Origin of the sequence: Nocardia jejuensis NBRC 103114 (genome assembly GCF_001613145.1) — a bacterium.
Taxonomy (GTDB): domain Bacteria; phylum Actinomycetota; class Actinomycetes; order Mycobacteriales; family Mycobacteriaceae; genus Nocardia; species Nocardia jejuensis.
Map to the genome: position 1 here is coordinate 16,853 of NZ_BDBU01000055.1, position 18,096 is coordinate 34,948.

Annotated in this window: 17 protein-coding genes and 1 pseudogene; 6 read left to right on the forward strand and 12 right to left on the reverse strand. The window is 68.4% G+C overall.

From position 1 onward, the window contains the following. Nucleotides 1-146 precede the first annotated feature (146 nt). Together NJ1_RS40290 and NJ1_RS33545 are read right to left on the reverse strand one after the other, a co-directional pair. The gene (locus NJ1_RS40290) at nt 147-1,586 is read right to left on the reverse strand and encodes a ketopantoate reductase family protein (protein WP_067702911.1); all 1,440 of its coding nucleotides are present in this window, start codon (nt 1,584-1,586) and stop codon (nt 147-149) included. Between the two features lie 185 nt (nt 1,587-1,771). Beyond that, nucleotides 1,772-2,863, reverse strand: coding sequence for a substrate-binding domain-containing protein (locus NJ1_RS33545; protein ID WP_067702914.1), 1,092 nt, complete (start codon nt 2,861-2,863; stop codon nt 1,772-1,774). 51 nt (nt 2,864-2,914) lie between these two features. Here NJ1_RS33545 and NJ1_RS33550 point away from each other — a divergent pair, with 51 nt between their 5' ends. Beyond that, nucleotides 2,915-3,361 (forward strand): MarR family winged helix-turn-helix transcriptional regulator, encoded by a 447-nt coding sequence (locus NJ1_RS33550; protein ID WP_067702917.1) that lies wholly within the window; start codon nt 2,915-2,917, stop codon nt 3,359-3,361. 109 nt (nt 3,362-3,470) lie between these two features. Further along, entirely contained in the window at nt 3,471-3,683 is a 213-nt protein-coding gene (locus NJ1_RS39510; protein WP_157574470.1) for a hypothetical protein, read from the forward strand. A gap of 125 nt (nt 3,684-3,808) precedes the next feature. Here the strand turns inward: NJ1_RS39510 and NJ1_RS40905 are convergent, their stop codons facing one another. Next, complete coding sequence (locus NJ1_RS40905) at nt 3,809-3,934, reverse strand: hypothetical protein (protein ID WP_281202322.1); 126 nt, start codon at nt 3,932-3,934, stop codon at nt 3,809-3,811. Nucleotides 3,935-4,374: 440 nt separating this feature from the next. On the opposite strand from NJ1_RS40905, the pseudogene NJ1_RS33560 reads away from it, so the two are divergent. Together NJ1_RS33560 and NJ1_RS33565 are read left to right on the forward strand one after the other, a co-directional pair. Further along, nucleotides 4,375-5,210: pseudogene (locus NJ1_RS33560) on the forward strand (class I SAM-dependent methyltransferase). A 115-nt stretch (nt 5,211-5,325) separates the two neighbouring features. After that, a complete protein-coding gene (locus NJ1_RS33565; protein ID WP_067702920.1) occupies nt 5,326-5,934 on the forward strand; it encodes a hypothetical protein in 609 nt (202 codons plus the stop codon). A 76-nt stretch (nt 5,935-6,010) separates the two neighbouring features. Here NJ1_RS33565 and NJ1_RS33570 read toward each other — a convergent pair whose 3' ends face one another. Further along, a complete protein-coding gene (locus NJ1_RS33570; protein WP_067703016.1) occupies nt 6,011-6,817 on the reverse strand; it encodes a DUF1460 domain-containing protein in 807 nt (268 codons plus the stop codon). A gap of 168 nt (nt 6,818-6,985) precedes the next feature. Between NJ1_RS33570 and NJ1_RS33575 the strand changes: the two genes are divergently transcribed. Next, a complete protein-coding gene (locus tag NJ1_RS33575; RefSeq protein WP_067702924.1) occupies nt 6,986-8,239 on the forward strand; it encodes a serine hydrolase in 1,254 nt (417 codons plus the stop codon). On the opposite strand, the gene NJ1_RS33580 is transcribed toward NJ1_RS33575, so the two are convergent. The 4 genes from NJ1_RS33580 to NJ1_RS33595 all read right to left on the reverse strand — a co-directional run bounded on the left by NJ1_RS33580 (nt 8,229) and on the right by NJ1_RS33595 (nt 11,475). Beyond that, the gene (locus NJ1_RS33580) at nt 8,229-9,653 is read right to left on the reverse strand and encodes an ABC1 kinase family protein (protein ID WP_067703019.1); all 1,425 of its coding nucleotides are present in this window, start codon (nt 9,651-9,653) and stop codon (nt 8,229-8,231) included. The two genes, NJ1_RS33575 and NJ1_RS33580, sit on opposite strands and share 11 nt — an antisense overlap. 148 nt (nt 9,654-9,801) lie before the next feature. Further along, nucleotides 9,802-10,239, reverse strand: a complete 438-nt coding sequence (locus NJ1_RS33585) for a T6SS immunity protein Tdi1 domain-containing protein (protein WP_157574472.1) — start codon at nt 10,237-10,239, stop codon at nt 9,802-9,804. Nucleotides 10,240-10,302: 63 nt separating this feature from the next. After that, nucleotides 10,303-10,896, reverse strand: a complete 594-nt coding sequence (locus NJ1_RS33590; RefSeq protein WP_067702930.1) for a YdeI/OmpD-associated family protein — start codon at nt 10,894-10,896, stop codon at nt 10,303-10,305. A gap of 39 nt (nt 10,897-10,935) precedes the next feature. Then, the gene (locus NJ1_RS33595; RefSeq protein ID WP_067702933.1) at nt 10,936-11,475 is read right to left on the reverse strand and encodes a YaeQ family protein; all 540 of its coding nucleotides are present in this window, start codon (nt 11,473-11,475) and stop codon (nt 10,936-10,938) included. 82 nt (nt 11,476-11,557) lie between these two features. On the opposite strand from NJ1_RS33595, the gene NJ1_RS33600 reads away from it, so the two are divergent. Further along, on the forward strand, nt 11,558-12,532 hold the full coding sequence (locus NJ1_RS33600; protein WP_067703021.1) for an NAD(P)H-dependent flavin oxidoreductase: 975 nt from the start codon (nt 11,558-11,560) through the stop codon (nt 12,530-12,532). 49 nt (nt 12,533-12,581) lie between these two features. On the opposite strand, the gene NJ1_RS33605 is transcribed toward NJ1_RS33600, so the two are convergent. The 4 genes from NJ1_RS33605 to NJ1_RS33620 all read right to left on the reverse strand — a co-directional run bounded on the left by NJ1_RS33605 (nt 12,582) and on the right by NJ1_RS33620 (nt 18,054). Next, a complete protein-coding gene (locus NJ1_RS33605) occupies nt 12,582-13,145 on the reverse strand; it encodes a DUF779 domain-containing protein (protein WP_067702936.1) in 564 nt (187 codons plus the stop codon). Further along, the gene (gene adh / locus NJ1_RS33610) at nt 13,145-14,668 is read right to left on the reverse strand and encodes an aldehyde dehydrogenase (protein ID WP_067702940.1); all 1,524 of its coding nucleotides are present in this window, start codon (nt 14,666-14,668) and stop codon (nt 13,145-13,147) included. The genes NJ1_RS33605 and adh overlap by 1 nt, the downstream gene beginning before the upstream one ends. Before the next feature lie 88 nt (nt 14,669-14,756). After that, complete coding sequence (locus tag NJ1_RS33615; RefSeq protein WP_067702943.1) at nt 14,757-16,064, reverse strand: sigma-54-dependent transcriptional regulator family protein; 1,308 nt, start codon at nt 16,062-16,064, stop codon at nt 14,757-14,759. Nucleotides 16,065-16,104: 40 nt separating this feature from the next. Then, a complete protein-coding gene (locus tag NJ1_RS33620) occupies nt 16,105-18,054 on the reverse strand; it encodes an Hsp70 family protein (RefSeq protein ID WP_067702946.1) in 1,950 nt (649 codons plus the stop codon). Nucleotides 18,055-18,096: the final 42 nt, after the last annotated feature.

Consider the following 18,096-nt stretch of genomic DNA (forward strand, 5'->3'; position numbering starts at 1 on the left):
GTCCGGCCCTCCCCTGGGCGGTGTGCGCTGTGATCATAACGGCCGGGGGTGCCGGCGTCGGGTGTTTCGTTCGTATCGAGAACGACGGTGACCGCTCGTTCGCGGCCACCGTCGTCGGTGAGGCGTCCGCCGCGCTCCGGAAACCCTCAGCCCGGCAAGCGAGTTCGGCTCTCGGCGACTGCTCGTCGCGCCGGTTCGGGCAGCAGTGACGAGGTGCGCTCGAACAGGTCCAGCAGCGCGGGTCCGTGCGCCGCGGCGATCTCCGGATTGTGCGAGAGGACGTCGAGTTCGTTGGCGACGGTGATCGCCATGAACGCCCGCAGGTCCTCGGCGTCGGGTTCGAAGTCGTTGCCGGTGAACCTGTCTCGCAAGCGCGCCGGTGCGGCGGTGAGGCGGGGGTACACCGCCGATCTGTCGCAGCTGCCGTAGAGGTACACCAGCGCCTCGGCTCGTTCCCCGATCAGGGCAGCCAGGGTGCGCCGGTCGGTGGGTGCGAGCAGCGAGCGGTCGAAGCCGTCGGTGCCGTACGCGGCGTGACAGAGCCCCGCGGCGCAGGTGTCCCGATCCGCGCCCCAGGTCTCCAGGACCTCCGCGACGCGCAGCAGGTGCCCCAGCAGGGTGCCGCCGGGGTGCGGAATCCGGTCCGCCTCACGGTCGCCGAGGAATCGCACGACGCGGTCCCGCGCGGACAGCTCCGCCACCAGTTCCGCCGTGAACGGAGCGTCGATTCCGTGCCGGGCGGCGGCGCGCAGGACCGCGCCGCCGATGGCATCGAGTTCCAGCGGGCGGCCGGCCTCCGCATCACGTTGCATGGACGACCTGCCGTGCGCCGGGAATGCGTTGTAGCGGTCCAGGATCTGCGCGGGCTCCATCGTGCCGCCGCACGCGCGGCCGACCGCGGCGGTCTCGCGCACCAGGGTCTCCAGCTCGCGCCGATGCCCGACTCGGATCTCGCCGATCGTGGCCCGGTGGCGAGTGGTGAGCAGTGCGAACGGGGTCAGGAACGACAGCTTGTCCCACAGCGCCGCATCCGCGTCGGGCAGCACGCGCGTGTCGATTCCAGCCTCGGTGAGCAGTGCGGCCGGGGCCGCCAGCCGATCCGCCGGACCGGCGAGGTCGATCTCGGCGAACGCGCTGCCGTGTACGACGACACCCGGTTCGGTGCGCGCGGATTCGACGCGGATCACCGCCGGAACCACACGGTGTCCGTACCGTGCGCGCAGGGCGTCCACGTGCTCGACGCCATTGAGCAGGGGCACGATCACCCCGGCCAGATTTTCGGCCGGTACCCGATCGAGCGCGGCCTCGAGCGCGGTGTGTTTCACCGTCACGACACACAGGTCGACCGGTTCGCGCAGCACGGTGTCGGCCTCCACGCGTGCGGTGAAGTCTCCGAATCGAGTGCTCCGCACGTGGATGCCGTTGTCTCGCAGTGTGTTCGCCGTCTGCTCGGCGGCCAGGCAGATCACCCGGTGACCGGCGCGCGCGAACAGCGCCGCGAGCAGTCCGCCGACGCCACCGGGACCGAGCACGGCCACCGTCGCGGGGTGGGTCTTCTCGCGAGTCGATTCGTCGTTTTCTTGCATGGCGATTCCTCTCGGCTTACGGGTCGACACCGATCCGCGGTCCCCGCCGGAACGGCGGAGCGGCGAGAGAGGGTTGCCGCCCTGGGCTCGCCCTCGATCATCGCACTTCCCGGCGAGAGCGAAATCCCGGCACCCGCACGGTGCTCTCGGAGCAGCGAATCAGCCCCTGGGGGTACAGCTGGCCCTCAAGAGTTCAGCTCGGCCAGCACGCTGAAATCCAGTCCGTCGGCCGCGGCCAGGTAGACCGGCTGGGTGGTGTGCGCACCGCGCACGCGCACCTCACCGCGCGGTCCGCCGTAGCTCACCCGACCCGCGTTGCGCTCGATGGCGCGCAGATCCACGCTGCGCGCGGCCTGGGCCAGCGAGGCGAACAGCAGCAGACCCTCGTAGCAGGATTCGCCGATATTGTTGAGCACGGGCGCGATCGGGCCGAACTCGCGCAGATATCGGGCGCCGAAATCCATTCCGGCAGTGGACACCAGGCTCTCGAAATAGCCACTGGCCGTGTGCAATCCGCGCGTGCTGTCCGCACCGCCCGCATACAGTACGTCCTCGCCGATCATCATGCTCAGCCGGATCCGGCTCTCGTCCAGGCCCGCTCGGGCGAAGGCGCGATTGAAGGCCGCGCAGTCCGCGCCGACCATGAAGATCAGCACGCCCTCGGCCGACGAGCGCCGGATCAGATCGATGGCGTGCCGGAAATCGCGGCCGCCCAGCGGAACATAGGCCTCGCCGATGATGTCGAGATCGGTAGCCGCCACGAATCCCCTTGTGGCTAGCGCGGTTTCGCGCGGCCACACATAGTCGTTGCCGATCACGCACCAGCGCCGGATGCCCTGCTCGGCGCGCAGCCAGCGCATTGCCGGGAACAGCTGATGCTCCGGCGTCTCACCGACCATGTAGACGCCGTCGGAATCCTCGCCGCCCTCGTAGAAGGTGGTGTAGACGTACGGTACGCGCCCGGCCGTCTGCGGCGTGATCACCTTGCGGGCGTTGGACAGATGCCAGCCCACCACCCCGTCGACCTGCCCGAGGTCGATCATCCTGTCGATCCGGGCCGACAGTTCGGGCAGCGGCGCGCCCGCGTCGACCGGATGCAGGCGAACTTCGCGCTCCAGGATTCCGCCCGCGGCGTTGATATCGGTGACGGCGAGGGTGGCACACGCTTCACACGAGGGGCCGAACATTCCGGCCGGGCCGCTGAGCGGCACCACGAGCGCGATATCCACCGTCGTGCGATCGGCGCGAGAATCCGGGCGCGGCAATGGAATCACCACCGATTATTTCCGTGCGAATCAATACCGTACGGCATTGGATATAGTGCTTCGGTGGACGATAGTACCGCTCCGGCGGCCCTGGAGGAATTGGCCCGATCGGTGCGCAGGGCATCCCAGGAATTGGACCGGGCGATCGCGATCTGCCTGGGCGAGTCCACGGTCGCGCGCTGGCACGTGCTCACCGCCGTCACCGGCGGCAGCGGCGTCGCGATGTCGCAGCTGGGTGACGCCACGGTGCTCTCGGGCGCCAGCTTGACCAGGCTCATCGATGCGATGATCGCCGAGAACCTGGTGCACCGCAAGGTGGACGACACCGACCGCCGCCGGGTGCTCGTCTTCCCGACCCGCCGGGGTCAGGTCGCGTATCAGTCGATGTCGCGAGCCATTTCCGAAAGCGGGCTGGACCTCGCCGCCTACCCGAACCTCGCGCATTCGCTCACCGGCCTCATCGACGACCTGCACCGGGTGACCGCCCCGGTCGGAACCGCCCCTCACTGAGCACCCGAGCCCGAATCGACGACCAGATTCGGGCCGCTGGACCTGTTCCCCCGATCCGTGAGCGCGCAGGATGGAAGCATGACGGGAATCCTCGCCATTCATTGCCGCAATGTGGCCCTGCAACCGCCCGGGCGCAAGACTCGTTCTCCCGGAAAGTAATTCGGCCATCGTGGCGCTCGAGGTGAGCCCCGAGGTCATTACCCGATTGCAGGCGGTCAAGGTGATCGGAGCGATCCGGGCCGGGCGCCTGCGCCTGGCCTGTCACCTCTACAACACCGAGGGGGATATCGAGCAGGCGCTGGGGGCGCTGGCTCGGGCCTGAGGCAATCACCCGATATCGCGCACGCAGCCGAGCCGCTCGCACACCCTCCGGGTTCGAGGGGCTCGGCTGTCTCCGTATTTCCTAGCGCGCGTTCAAATCTCGGTGCCGGGTGGGGAATCGCAGAGTCACTCGGTGGGTGACTGTGAGCGTTCCTTTTCGCGTTGGTCGGCGAGGCGGCGGCGGATTTCGTCCCAGGGGAGAGGGAGTTCGGTGGCGGGGGCTTCGAAGAACAGGAAAGTGGCCTCTTTCATGACCTTCCTCTTGCGGGCGACGGTGGACTTGTGGGGTTCGGTGCCGGCGTAGGCATAGATGGACGCGTTGTCGGTCCAGGGCGGAGTAGGTCCAGAAGGTGCCCTTGAATATTTCGGCTTTGAGGGCCACTCCGAGGACGCAGGGGGAGCGGCGAGCCTGGCGCCAGAGGGAGAGGGAGGACATCAGAAATCCGGGGGCGTTGCGCAGGGACTTGACCTCGAGTCGCGAGGCCATGCAGCGCACGACGGGTTCGGTGGGGGTGCCGACGGTGATCCACGGGAGCGTGGGCATGGTGCGCTCTTTCTGCAGAGGACGACGGCGGGCTGCCGATACCCCTATATTCCACAGTGGAATGAGCCGCGTCAACCGAATATCGAACTCGTCGGCGGGGTGGGTAGGTATCGACTCCAGGTAGGTAATTCCGACACCAGGAGTGCTCATGTCTCGTTCAGTGCCAGCAGATCCCACCACGGCGGCGCCCTCCGCGCTCAAGGTCAAGCACCGCGCGATGTGGGCCATGGGGAACTACCCCGATGTCGCCGCCGCGGTGATCCCCGGTCTCGGGGCCCGTGTCGTGGAGGCGGCCGGTATCGGTGCGGGGCAGTACGTGCTCGATATCGCGGCCGGAGCGGGCAATGCCGCGATTCCGGCGGCCGAGGCGGGCGCCCGGGTCGTGGCCAGTGACCTCACCCCGGAACTGTTCGAGGTGGGCCGCCGGGCAGCCGCCGAACGCGGCGTGGACATCGACTGGCAGAGGCCGATGCCGAGAATTTGCCCTATGCCGACGCCGAATTCGATTGCGTCCTGTCCACCGTGGGAATCATGTTCGCGCCCTTCCATCGCGACGCCGCGGCGGAACTCCTGCGCGTGGTTCGGCCGGGCGGAACCATCGGCCTGGCCAACTGGACTCCCGAGGGTTTCATCGGCCAGATGTTCGCCATCATGAAACCCTTCGCCCCCGCCCCGCCCGAGGGCGCCCAGCCGCCCCCGCTGTGGGGCTCCGAAGATCACGTGAAATCCCTGATCGGAGAACACGTCTCGAACCTCACCCTGACTCGCGAATCAGTGGTCATCGACTGTTTCGCCGACGGCGCGCAATTCCGCGACTTCTTCAAGTCCAATTACGGCCCGACCGTCGCGGTCTACAAAGCCATTGCCGCCGACCCCGACCGAGTGGCACAGCTCGACCGCGAACTCGCCGCCCTCGGCGACCGTCACAACCTCGGCAACGGCCGAATGGAATGGGAATATCTGCTGGTCACCGCCGAGCGGTAGGGCCGGTGATGCGCCCCGACTCGCATTCGTGAGGGCTGCCACAAAAGTTGCTGAGAAACTGCCGGGCATCCTTGAATGAGGCTGTTCTACAGCAACAGACAGTCAAGGGGGAGTCATGACAATTCGTCACACCACCGGAAGTGCGCGCCGCGCCGCGATTCTGGTCGCGCTGCCGCTCGCGGCCTCGCTGACCTTCGCGGGAATGGCCTCGGCCGCGCCCGGCACGCAGGCGGCGCCGGTGCAGCAGGTCGCGGTCGTACAGCCGGCCGCCGCGGTCGAGGTCGATGCCCCGCAGCCGATCGCCCAGCCCGATCCGAACAAGATCGGCCAGGCCGCATTGGCCGGCGCCGGAATCGGTGCGGCCGTTGCCGGTATCCCGGCCGCTGTCGCGGGCGGCGTGGTGGGCGGTGTCGTCGGCGCGGGAGTCGGCGTCGCCGCCGGACTCGTGGTGGGCGCGGGTGGTACCGCACTGGGTGCGTCGCTGGCGAACCTGGCCATGTGCGCCACGGGCGTCGGCTGCGTCATCGTGCTTCCGGCCCTGGCGGCCGAGGCTGCTGCCGCGGTGCCGATCGCGGCCGGCGCCATGGCAATCGGCGGTGTCATCGGCGGCGTCGTCGGTGCGGGCATCGGTGCGGCTGTGGCCGGTATCCCGGCGGCCGGTGTCGGTGGACTCGTGGGTGCGGGCGTCGGCGCGGGCGCCGGTGCGGCCGGTCTCGTTCCGTAGCCTCTCGACTCGGCAGAAAGGTCAGGCCCGGCGCACGCGCCGGGCCTGACCTGTTTCGAGGCGAAGTGTGCCGCGACTACCGCGGGCGGTAGACGACGATGCCCGGGGTGGTGTTCACGTAGTCGGTGAAGGGGGAGTCGACCACCTGGTTGTTGGCGGACAGGGAGGAGGCGTTTCGGAAGACGGGGCCGGTGGGGGTCATGACGAAGATGCCCACATGGGTGACGTCGAGGCCGGGCTGGTCGGTGTAGGCGCCGATGTAGTCGCCGGTGCGCAGGCCGCCGATCACGTTGTCGCCCACGGCGGAGCTGGGGATGTAGGTGATGGCGCGGTCGACCACGGGGAGGCCGGGGAGGTAGCTGCCGCCGTCACCCTTGGCGTTCAACTGCTTCGGCACGGTCACCGCGGCCGGGCTCAGGGATCCGGTGACATCGGTGGCGGCGACGCGGGCGGTGTTGGCCCAGTCGCTGAAGAAGTGCTTGCGGGCGCGGAAATCGACGGTGCCGCCGGTGTAGCGGGTGTCGATCAGGTTCTGGACGAACTCGTCTCGGTTGCCGGAGCGACTGGCCGCCTCGACGTAATCGAGGTAGGTGAAGCAGTCCACCCCTCGCGTATCGATGACGAGCTTCTCCGGCTGCGAGGCCGAGCCGATGAGCATGTTCGCGACATAGGGGGTGCCGAGGAAGCGGCTCGAGAGCGCCTCGATCAGATCCCCGCGGCTCTTACCGCCCGACGCGGCGCGCAGAGCCAGCAGCTCGTCGATCTTGGCCGAGGTGCTCGGGTCGAGGTCGGCGGTCGGGGCGGCGGACGCCGCGGGCACCACGAGAGCGGAGCCGCAGGCCAGGGCCATGATGACGAGCAGGACGCGAGTGATCGTGCGCAAGAATCCTCCAGCGGAATCGGGCGGTGGAACCGAGAGCACCACCCACGGTAGTCACATTCGCCCGATTCCCACAGTCTCCACTCGGTGGACCACGCGGGCGCGGGCGTGGCGCCGGGTCCACCCGCGCGGCGGCGGCGGGGGCGCGGTGGCATCGCTACCCTGGGGCGAATGGGCGCTCCCGCAGTTCCACTTGTGCAAGTCGGCGACGATCTCGCGGCCGTGACCACGGCCGGTTACGAGGATGATCCCGACTCGGCCGGGATGACCCGCGCCGGAGTCGACGCGGTGTGGGAGTCGGTGCAGGCCTGGTACCGGCTCGGCACGACGCCCGCGATCCAGGTGTGCCTGCGCCGCGACGGCAAGGTCGTGCTCAACCGATCCATCGGGCACGGCTGGGGAAATTCGCCGGGTGACGGTCCGGACACGGAGAAGGTGCTCGCCACCCCGGACACGCCCTTCTGTGGCTTCTCCACCGCCAAGGGAGTGGCGGCCGCGCTCATGTACATGCTGGTCGAGCAGGGCGCATTCAAGCCCGAAGATACTGTCGCACACTATATTCCGGAATTCGCCGCGCACGGTAAGTCGGGGATCACCATCGGCGATGTGCTGTCGCATTCGGCCGGTGTGCCGTTCGTGACCCCTCCGTACAAGGGCTACGAGCTCGTCGTCGACGAGGAACTCGCGGCGCGGGCACTGGCCGATCTGGAGCCGAGTTGGCGGCCCCGCCGATTCCGGGTCTACCACGCCATGACCGCCGGATTGATTCAGCGACTGCTGGTGCAGCGCGCGACCGGAAAGCGCATGCGTGAGCACCTGAGCGAGCAGGTCCTGCAGCCACTGGGCTTCCGCTGGACCAACTTCGGAGTGCTGCCGGAGGAAACCGCTCAGGTGGTGCCCGGTGTCAAGGTCGGCCCGGGACCCTCGCGGATGTGGAGTCACCTGGCCCGCAAGGCACTCGGCGGCGGCATGTCCGGAGCCATGACACAGGAGTCGACCCGCGCGTTCCTCACCGCCGAACTGCCCTCGGGAAATCTCGTCACCACCGCCGCCGAACTGTCCCGATTCTATGAAATCCTCGCTCGCGGAGGTGAATTGGACGGAGTACGGATCATGCGCCCGGAGACGTTGCGGTCGGCGATCGCCCCCGCCGACCGGATGCTGGGTGCGGCGGGCAAGGTGAGCCGCGCGGGCTACGAACTCGGCGCGCGCCGCTCGAAGTTCGGCCGCGACACCGAAGCCCATTTCGGCCGAAGCGGATTGACCACCCAGTACGGCTGGGCCGACCCGCACCGGGGTCTGTCCGGCGCGATCCTGACCAGTGGCAAGGCCACCGGAGACATGTCCCGCCCGGCGCAATTGGTGTCGCAGATCTCCGCGACCGTCCCGATCCTGGATCCGGCGGAGCGAGTCTTCAGTCTCTGAGGGGCGGGTTCGCGGCGTCAGGGGTTCGGACAGCGCCGTCGAGATCGCGTGTGCGTCGCCAATCCCGGTGCAGCAGGCCGAGTTCCGTGACCGGCTCCTCGTCGTACAACCACTCCCGCGCGATCCGATGCCAGTTCGCGGTGGCGCGCAACTGCCCCAGTGTCCCGCAGGTCCAGAAGTCGACCCGCCGCGAGAAAAGATGTTCGGGCGGCATGTTCTGCTGCCGCATGCCGGCGAATTCCCGGTGCCGCGTATCGAATACGGGCAGGAACGCGCCGCACGCCAGTTCCGGGGTGATCGTGAGATCCTCGTCGATCAGACTCCACTCCGAGGCCGAGAGAATGTAGTCGTGGCACTCCTGGGCGGTGACGCCGGATTCCGCGCCGACGATCCCGCGCTCGACCATGAACCGGTGCAGGTCGTCCCACCGATCCTCGGCGGTGGCACGCAGACACTTGATCTCGAACGCGATGTCCGCCAGGGCCATTCGCTTGTACAGCCCGAAATCCAGGAACACCACCTTCCCGTCCTCGCGCAGCAGCACATTGCCCGGATGCGGATCGCCGCAGAACTCCGCGAACTCGTACAGCGAGCCCACGTAGAACCGGTAGACGATCTCTCCGATTCGATCGCGCTGGGCGTCCGGCAGCGCGCGCATGGCCTCGAAATCGAGGCCGGGCGAGAATTCGGAGACCAGCACCCGCCGACCGCTGAACTCCGGAAACGCCTGCGGCACAGCGATGAACGGATGGTCCGCGTACAGCCTCGCGACGTGCCGCTGGGTGTCCGCTTCGAGCGTGTAGTCCAGTTCCGCCTCGAAACTGGTGCGCAGCTCGTCGAACACGCTCAGCGTCAGACCCGGCAGCAATTGCTGTGCGGCCGTCCGCAGCATGGCGAGGTTCTTCAGATCCGCGCGCACCGCCAGGTCGATTCCGGGGTACTGCACCTTCACCGCGACCTCGGCGCCGTTGTGCAACCGCGCCCGATACACCTGCCCGATCGACGCCGCCGCAAGGGGATTCGGCTCGAACTCGGCGAACAGCTCCTCGAGCGGCGCGCCCAGATCCTCCTCGATCACCCGGCGCATGGTGTCGAAGTCGACGGCCGGGGCCTGATCGAACAGCACGGCCAGCCTGCGCTGGAACGTTTCTCGATGCCGGGGCGGCACCAGTTCCAGATCGAGCAGTGAGAGCAGCTGGCCCAGTTTCATCGCCAGGCCTTTCATCTGGCCCAGCACCCGCACCAGCTGTTCGGCCGTGCGCAGTATCGATTCGTCGGCCAGCCGGGCGCGCGCCTCGTTCGAACGGCCGATCATCGATAACTTGGTGCGCCGCTTGCGAATCGACTGCGCGGCCACCACCGCGCCGAGCTTGGATCCGCGTGCCAGACGCGATGTCGAGACAGGTTTCACCACGAGCGACCACCCCACTTCGGCGCGTACACACAGACTCGCAGAGCAACCGCCGAAAAACTGCGGCGTGCTGCATCATCGCACCTCGACCCGCAGCTCGGTGTGTCTTTCCGTCAAGCCGGGCGGCCGCATCGGGCCACCCGCGCGTGGCTCAGCCTTCGAGTCCGTGCGCCTGGGCAACCAGGTCGTAGAACACCCACACGCCGCCCTTGTCGTAGGCGTCGGGGGATTCGGAGCCGCCCAGGAACGGATACGGCGTGGCGATGAACACCTCGTCCTCGCCGAGTGGTCCGAGTCGTCGTTCGATCTCCGAAACATGGTGCGGCTGCAGCACATACGTCACGACCGCCGGATCGAACAGCACCCGGTCGATGAAGGCGGTGATCTCGGTGAACGGCCCGTAGCGCTTGGTGCCCGCGCTGTACGGATCGAGAATGGCGTATTCGCCCGTGCGGGTGCTCATCAGGAAGGCGTGCCCGAGGTCCGAATAGCCGACGAGCGTGTCGAACTGGGGGAAGTGCTCGGCCCACGCGGGCATCACCAGGTCGAAACGGAAGGGGCCGATCAATCGGAAGGGAACGCCAGTCACCCGATCATCCAACCAGACCCGCGGGTGGTCGCTGCTCGAGCCGCAGGTCGGAGCGGGAAACGATCAGGCTTGCGCGGGGCTCTCGATCAGGAGTCGCAGAGCCCGGTCCAGGCGCTGCCGTCGAACCTCCGGCGTGAGCGCCTGCAGCAGCGGCAGGATCACGCGATAGCGCCCGGACTTGTCCAGGGCGTCGAAGGCCGCCGCGGCCTGCGGATGCGCCGCGAGCGCCGTGACCAGATCCTCCGGAATCGCCGCGTTCCGCTGCGATTCGTAGGCCGCGGCCCAGCGCCCGTCCTGCTGTGCCTTGCGCACCTCGTCGAGCCCGGGTTCGCGCATGCGCCCGGCGGCGGTCAGCATCTCGACCTTGTCCACGTTCACCCGTGACCACAGGCTCTTGGCCCGGCGCGGGACATATTTCTGCAGGTAGTACCGCTCGTCCTGGGAACGCCGCTGCCCGGAGATCCAGCCGAAGCACAGACCGACATCGACCAGCTCGTCCTCCGTGATCGACCCGATGCCCGAGTTCTTCTTCGCGACCCGGATCCACACGCCCTCGGCCCGCGTGTGATTCTCGGCCAGCCAGCGATCGAAGGCGTCGGCATCCGCGAACGCGATGACGGCCACGCCGTCGAGTTCCTGGCCGTCGAGTTCATTCACTCCGACAGGCTAACCGGGCCGTCCGACAGACCGACCCGATCACACGAGCCGGTGCTCCTCGATCGGCGTGCTCAGGGCGGTGCCGTTGATCTCCAGGTACAGCACCCGTTCGGTGATCGAGAGGTTGATGTCATTGCGCCGATCGATGGCCTCCACCGCCGCCTCGATGAAATCGCGATCGAAGCTGAACACCGGAATGGCCTGGGCGCGATGCACCTTCTTGCCGACCAGCTGTGCCAGCACCTTGACCGGGTCGCGATGGGTGTAGACGGCCGCGCGCCCCGCGAGCTTGCTGCCCCGATGCAACCGCTCCGCGTCCGGCGCGCCGACCTCGATCCACGCGGTGACCTGGGTGCTGAGGTCCCGCACCAGCACCGCGGGCTCATCGGTGGTGGATACGCCGCCGCCGAAGGCGATCCCCTCCTCGTACTCGAGGCAGTAGGCCAGCAACCGGGTCAGCATGAACTCGTCGGTCTCGGACGGGTGCCGGGCGACCCGCAGATCGAGCTCCTCGTAGACACCGCGATCGATGTCCGAGAGCTGGACGACGAAATTATGAAGCGTTGCGCTGATAGCCATAAGAACTACGAGCTTATCCCCGCATCGGGTACCCGATGCCCGCCCACCTGCCGCCGCGCTGTCCGGTGCCATGATCGAGGGCATGGCATTGCGCACCGATTTCACCGAACGCCTGTCGATCGAGCATCCCGTGGTGTCCGCGCCGATGGGCGGGGCGGCGGGCGGAGCGCTGGCCGCCGCGGTATCCGAAGCCGGCGGACTCGGGCTGATCGGAGCGGGCAGCGGCGCCCGCGAGGTCCTCGAGCGGGAGGCGGGGATCGTGACCGCGTCGACGAGCAAGCCGTGGGGGATCGGGTTCCTGCTGTGGTCCCTCGAAAACGACGCCATCGCACGGGCACTCGATCACGGCCCCGCCGCGATTCTGCTCTCCTTCGGTGATCCCGCGCCCTACGCCGACGAGATCCGTTCCGCCGGAGTGAGACTCATCGTGCAGGTCACCGACATGGCCGAAGCGCGACGCGCGCTGGAGGCCGGTGCGGACGTGCTGGTCGCGCAGGGCAACGACGCGGGCGGTCATGCGGGTCAGAACGCCGTCGGGACAATGTCTTTCGTGCCGTCGGTGGTCGACATGGCCGGATCCATCCCCGTGCTCGCGGCGGGCGGGATCGCGGACGGCCGCAGCCTCGCCGCCGCGCTGGCGCTCGGAGCCTCCGGTGCGATGATCGGCACCCGTTTCCAGGCCACTCACGAATCCCTGGTCCCCGCAGCCGAGATCAAGGCCCTGCTCGATGCCACCGGCGCCGATACCGAGACCAACCGAGTCCTCGATATCGCCCGCGGGTCCGCGTGGCCGGCACGGTATCCCGCCCGCACCCTCCGCAACGCGTTCCTGGACGCCTGGCGTGACCGCGAAGCCGAACTGCGCGGGGATCTGGACGCCCAACAGCGATTCCGGGCCGCGGCCGCCGAGCAGGACCCGGACGTCGTGCCCATCTGGGCGGGCCAAGCCCTCGACCGGGTCACCGCGATCGCCTCTGCCGCGGATGTGGTCGCCGAGATCGTCGCGGAAGCGGACCGCACCCTCACGCGCCTGGCCGCCTATCGAGCTGCCCGCTGACCGGGCGGGCAGCTGATCGCCCGTCACTACTCGTCCATTCACCTCTCGCCTACGACCGAGGGGAGCTCGCCCCGGTGTCCCGGCTCGGGACAGGGCAGGCGTCCGCCGCCTCGGCGACCACCTGCGGCTCGGTGGATTCGGCCGGGCGATGCCCCTGCTCCCACAGCTGCCCGGTGAGCGTCTCGACCTCGAACAGCGCCGTCAGCTCGTCGGAGTCGAAAACCCTTCCGCGGCTGAGGAATCGCATTCCCTCGGGCGCCTCCAGGCTGAATCCCGAACCCCGCCCCGGCACCACGTCCAGCACCAGCTGGGTGTGCTGCCAGGCGGTGAACTGCGGACCCGAGATCCACACGGCCGCCGTATCCTCCGGTGCCGCCGCGCTGGTCGGCATCTCGCCGATGCCCAGGCGCAGATCCAGCAGCCCGAGCAGCACATCGCGATCGCCGATCACGAATTCGCCTGCGAGATAACACATCGGAGCCGACCCGTCGCAGCACCCACCGGACTGGTGCAGCATGAGCGGCCCGTGCGCCGCCCGGAGGCGACGCAGGAGCTCCATCGCCGCCACGGTGGCACGCACCCTTCGGGGTGCGGACGGGGTGGTGTCGGTCATCAGAAGAAGCCTTGCGCCTTCGGGGCGTAGCTCACCAGCAGGTTCTTGGTCTGCTGGTAGTGGTCGAGCATCATGCGGTGGTTCTCGCGCCCGATGCCGGACTGCTTGTAGCCGCCGAAGGCCGCGTGCGCGGGGTACTGGTGGTAGGTGTTCGTCCACACCCGTCCGGCCTGGATGTCGCGACCCGCGCTGTAGGCCACCGACCCGTCCCGGGACCACACGCCCGCCCCGAGCCCGTACAGGGTGTCGTTGGCGATGGAGATGGCCTCGTCGTAGTCGGTGAACGAGGTCACCGAGACCACCGGCCCGAAGATCTCCTCCTGGAAGATGCGCATGGCGTTCTTGCCGGTGAAGATGGTCGGCTGCACGTAGTAGCCGCCGGACAGATCGCCGCCGAGGTCCGCGCGGGCGCCACCGGTGAGCAGGGCCGCGCCCTCGCCCTTGCCGATCTCGATGTAGGACAGGATCTTTTCGAGCTGATCGTTGCTGGCCTGCGCGCCGATCATGGTGTCGGTGTCGAGCGGATTGCCCTGGATGACCGCCTGGGTGCGGGCCACGGCACGGTCCAGGAACTCGTCGTAGATATCGGCCTGGATCAGCGCGCGCGAGGGGCAGGTGCAGACCTCGCCCTGATTGAGGGCGAACATGGTGAAGCCCTCGAGCGCCTTGTCTCGGTAGTCGTCGTCCGCGGCGAACACGTCGGAGAAGAAGATATTGGGGCTCTTGCCGCCCAGTTCCAGGGTGACCGGGATGAGGTTCTGCGAGGCGTACTGCATGATCAAGCGGCCGGTGGTGGTCTCGCCGGTGAACGCGATCTTCTTGATGCGCGGGCTGGAGGCCAGCGGCTTGCCCGCCTCGACGCCGAAACCGTTGACGATATTGACCACGCCGGGCGGCAGCAGATCACCCAGCAGTTCGATCAGGAACAGGATCGAGGCCGGGGTCTGCTCGGCCGGCTTGAGCACGACCGCATTGCCGGCCGCGAGCGCGGGGGCCAGCTTCCAGACCGCCATCAGGATCGGGAAGTTCCACGGAATGATCTGTCCGACAACGCCGAGCGGCTCGTGGAAGTGGTACGCGACGGTGTCCTTGTCGATCTCCGACAGCGAACCCTCCTGTGCGCGAATGGCTCCGGCGAAGTAGCGGAAGTGATCGATGGCGAGCGGGATGTCGGCGTTCAGCGTTTCCCGAATGGGCTTGCCATTGTCCCAGGCTTCGGCCAGGGCGATGGCCTCGAGGTTCTCGGCCATCCGGTCGGCGATCTTGTTGAGGATGACGGCGCGCTCGGCGACCGAGGTCTTGCCCCAGGCCGGCGCGGCGGCGTGAGCGGCATCGAGCGCGAGCTCGATGTCCTCGGCGGTGCCGCGCGCGACCTCGCAGAAGGTCTGACCCGTGACGGGGGTGGGGTTCTCGAAGTACTGACCCTTGACGGGCGCGACCCATTGGCCGCCGATCCAGTTCTCGTACCGTGACTGGAAGGCCATGGCGGCATCGGGTGTGCCCGGGCGGGGGTAGACGGTCATCGCACGCTCCTCGATCTACTGACTGTTCGCCAGATGTGATCCATGACACTAGGAGTGTGAAAGTTGCATGGCGGTTGCAAGAAACTGGTCAGATGCCCAGTCTGCTGTCGAGAAGGAGAAACTGCGACCTGACCTGTGCATACATCGAGGACTTCGGATCCAGGCAGGCGAGGTACGCCGCCCACGCCGCCACGTCCTCGCGGCCTTCGGCCGAACCCGTCCAGCGCGCGAGCAGCCGCCAGTCCCCGGTTCCGAGCAGAGCCGCGCGCAGGCCGCCACGCAATTCCGCCCGAATCTCCTCGATGCCGGGCGCGAGCGAGCGCGGCAGCACCGGGCCCGGGTACGCGTGCAGGGCGGCCTGCGCATCGCCCCCGGCCAGCGCCCGGCGCACCCGGTCGAGGTCGGAGTCGAGTTCCAGCAGCAGTCGATACGGGCGTGACCCGAGCGCGTCCGCGCCCAATATCTTTCGCAGCCTGGACATCTCGGCTCGCACCGTCACCGGGTCCAGCTCCGATTCGTCCAGCAGCATGGCCAGATGGTCGGCGCTGAGGCCCTCGGGATGCTCGGCCAGCAGGACCAGGATCTCGGCGTGCCGCTGCGAGAGCGCGATTCGCTCGTCGCGGCGGATGACGGTGGGCCGCCCAGATCCCAGGACCCGCACGCGCACGATGTCCCCGCTGAGTCTGCCCGGCGCGGCCAGCAGATGCAGTCGCAGTTCCGACTCCGCCGCCGCCACCGTCGCCCGGATCAGCGAAAGTGCCTCCGGCGCGGCGACTCTGGGTCCTCCGGTGATGTCGATCGCGCCGATGATCTGCCCGGTGATCGGATCGTGCACCGGTGCGGCCGAACAGCTCCAGTCGTGCACCGCGCGGCTGAAATGCTCGGCCCCGAAGATCTGCACCGGATGATCAAGTGCGAGAGCGGTTCCCGGGGCGTTGGTGCCGACCCGATCCTCGCTCCAATCGGCCCCCTCGGCGAAATTCATCGCCAGCGCCCGGTCCTTGACCTCGGCATCGCCGTCCACCCACAGCAGCCGCCCCCGGGCATCGCTGATCGCCACCAGCAGACCGGCCTCCGCCGCGTCCTGCACCAGCAGCCTGCGCACCACCGGCCGGATCATCGCCATCGGATGTGCGGTGCGGTACGACCGCAGCTCCGCGCCCTCGAGCTCGCCCGCGTCCCCGAACCCGTCCGGATTCACCCCGAGATCGCGACTGCGCCGCCACGAATCGAGCACGACCGACCGCATGGGTTCCCCCGCCGGGCGAACCGTCGGCAGGCGTTCCGCGCCGTCGAGAAAAGTCTGATGCGCGACCGAAACCCGCCGTGCCAACTGCACGACATCCTCCCCGGGCCGAACCGCCATCCAGGGATTGCGTTGCGGTGCTCTGTTCATCCGATTCCTCAGCCTTCACCCCCAGCCACTGTATCGCCGGTCACATCCCCCGTGTGCCAATGGCCCTCGACCCGCCCCCTCGGTCGATGTCGCTCCGGCGTCGCCGAGGCGGGAAGATCAGCAGCAGCGCCGCTCCGCCGAGGAGAGCGCCGATCACGGTTCCGCTGACGGCGTTGTCGCGGTTGTTGCCGCGCTGGCGCTGCTGCATCTCCTCGTAGCCCAGATAGCCGGGGGTTTTGCCCTCGATGCGGCAGGCGTCGGCCTTGGACATGATGTGCCCGGCGCAGGTGGGGGGCTCGTCGCCGCCGACCGTTCGGAAGAGGTGGGGGACGTTGACCACCAGGAAGAACGCGGCGGTGGCGGAGAAGAACCAGATGAGGACCTTGACCAGCAGGGGTTTCGCGACCCCCGCGGGCTTTCTGGGCCGCGTGTTGGCAGTGACGGAGTGCTCGGTCGGAGCGGGTTTCGGCCCGGCGAGTGTCGGTGGAGCGGTTTTCGTGAGCCGGGAGCGTTTCGTGGGCTCGACATGGGCTGGTTCGTCCGCCTCGGCGCGGGCGGGCGTCGGCGCCTCGGTGCGTGCGGTTTTCGGTGGCTCGGCTCGGCGGGACCTCGACAGTCTGGTGCGGACCGCCCCGGCGAATGTGGTCCGGGCGGATCTCGAGGACCCGGCCGAGCCCGGTGTCGCCGGGGGACGCGCGGATTCGGCCGCTGCGCCGGGTGAGGGTTCGGATGGAGCGGGGACGGCCGACTCGGGAGCGGACGCTGCCCGCTCCGGTGGCGGGGCCGGTGCGATGGCCCGCACCGGGATGGCGAACAGGTCGATCGGTCCGGCGGTGGCGAATCCGTCCGGCTCCGAGTCTTTTTCGGCGTCGCGAGGCGGCGGCTCGACGAGGCGGCGGTCCGGGATCGTGCCGTCCAGGACGCCGCTCAGCGCGGCCGCTCCGACCGCGACCGCCTCGTCCGGATTCAGCCCCCGATGCGGTTCCCGGCCGCCGATCAGGTCTTTCACCATCGCGGCGATCGCGGGCATGCGGGTGGCCCCGCCGACCAGCACGACATGGTCGATGGCGGCGGTCGAGACCTGCACCTGCGCCAGGGTCTGCTCGATGACGGCGCGGCAGCGGTCGGTCAGGTCGGAGGTCATGCGCTGCAACTCGACTCGGCTCAGCGCTTCGTCGAGCGAGACCGGGTTCCGGGCGGCGTCCACTCCGATATAGGGCAGCGCGACGGTGGTGTTCTCGATGCTCGACAGTTCGATGCGTGCCTTCTCGGCCGCGGCGCGCAGCCGTTCCATCGCGTGCGGGTCCGCGCGAATGTCTGCGCGCACACCGGTGTTTCCCAGTTTCCCGATCAGCCAGTCGACGATCCGGTGGTCCCATTCGTCACCGCCGAGCCGATTGTCACCGCCCGCGGTGCGCACCTCGGTGATGCCCTTGCCGATCTCGAAAAGCCCGACGCTGAGTGTGCCCGCGCCCAGATCCACCACCAGGATGCTGCGATCCTCCGGGGTGATCACCAGCCCGTAGGTGAATCCGGCGAGACTGGTCTCGCTCACCATGCGCAGCACGTGCAGACCCGCTTTCGCACACGCGCGTTCGGTGGCCTGCTGCTCGGCCTCGCTCGAGAGCGCGGGCACGGAGATGATCACGTCGGTGATCTCCTCGCCCAGTTCGGCCTCCCCGTCGCGCTTGAGCTTCATCAGCACGCAGGCAGCGATATCCTGTGCGGCGTAGACCCTTCCGTCGATAGCGGGGGAGCTCCACGCGGAACCGAGTGGCCGACGGATCGATCGAAAGGTTCGCGGCGCGTTGGTCACCGCACGATCCAGGGCGGGTTGACCGGCGATCACCAGCCCGTTCCTGATGAACCCCACCACCGACGGAGTACTGTGCGCCCCTTCGGCACTGGAGAGCACCGTCGGTTTGCCGTCCTGCAGAACACACAGCGTGGAACTGCTCGTCCCCAGGTCGATCCCGACCACGCGGCCCATTTCTCGCCCCTCGTGCCTACGCGATCTGCGGCGGCGCGCGCC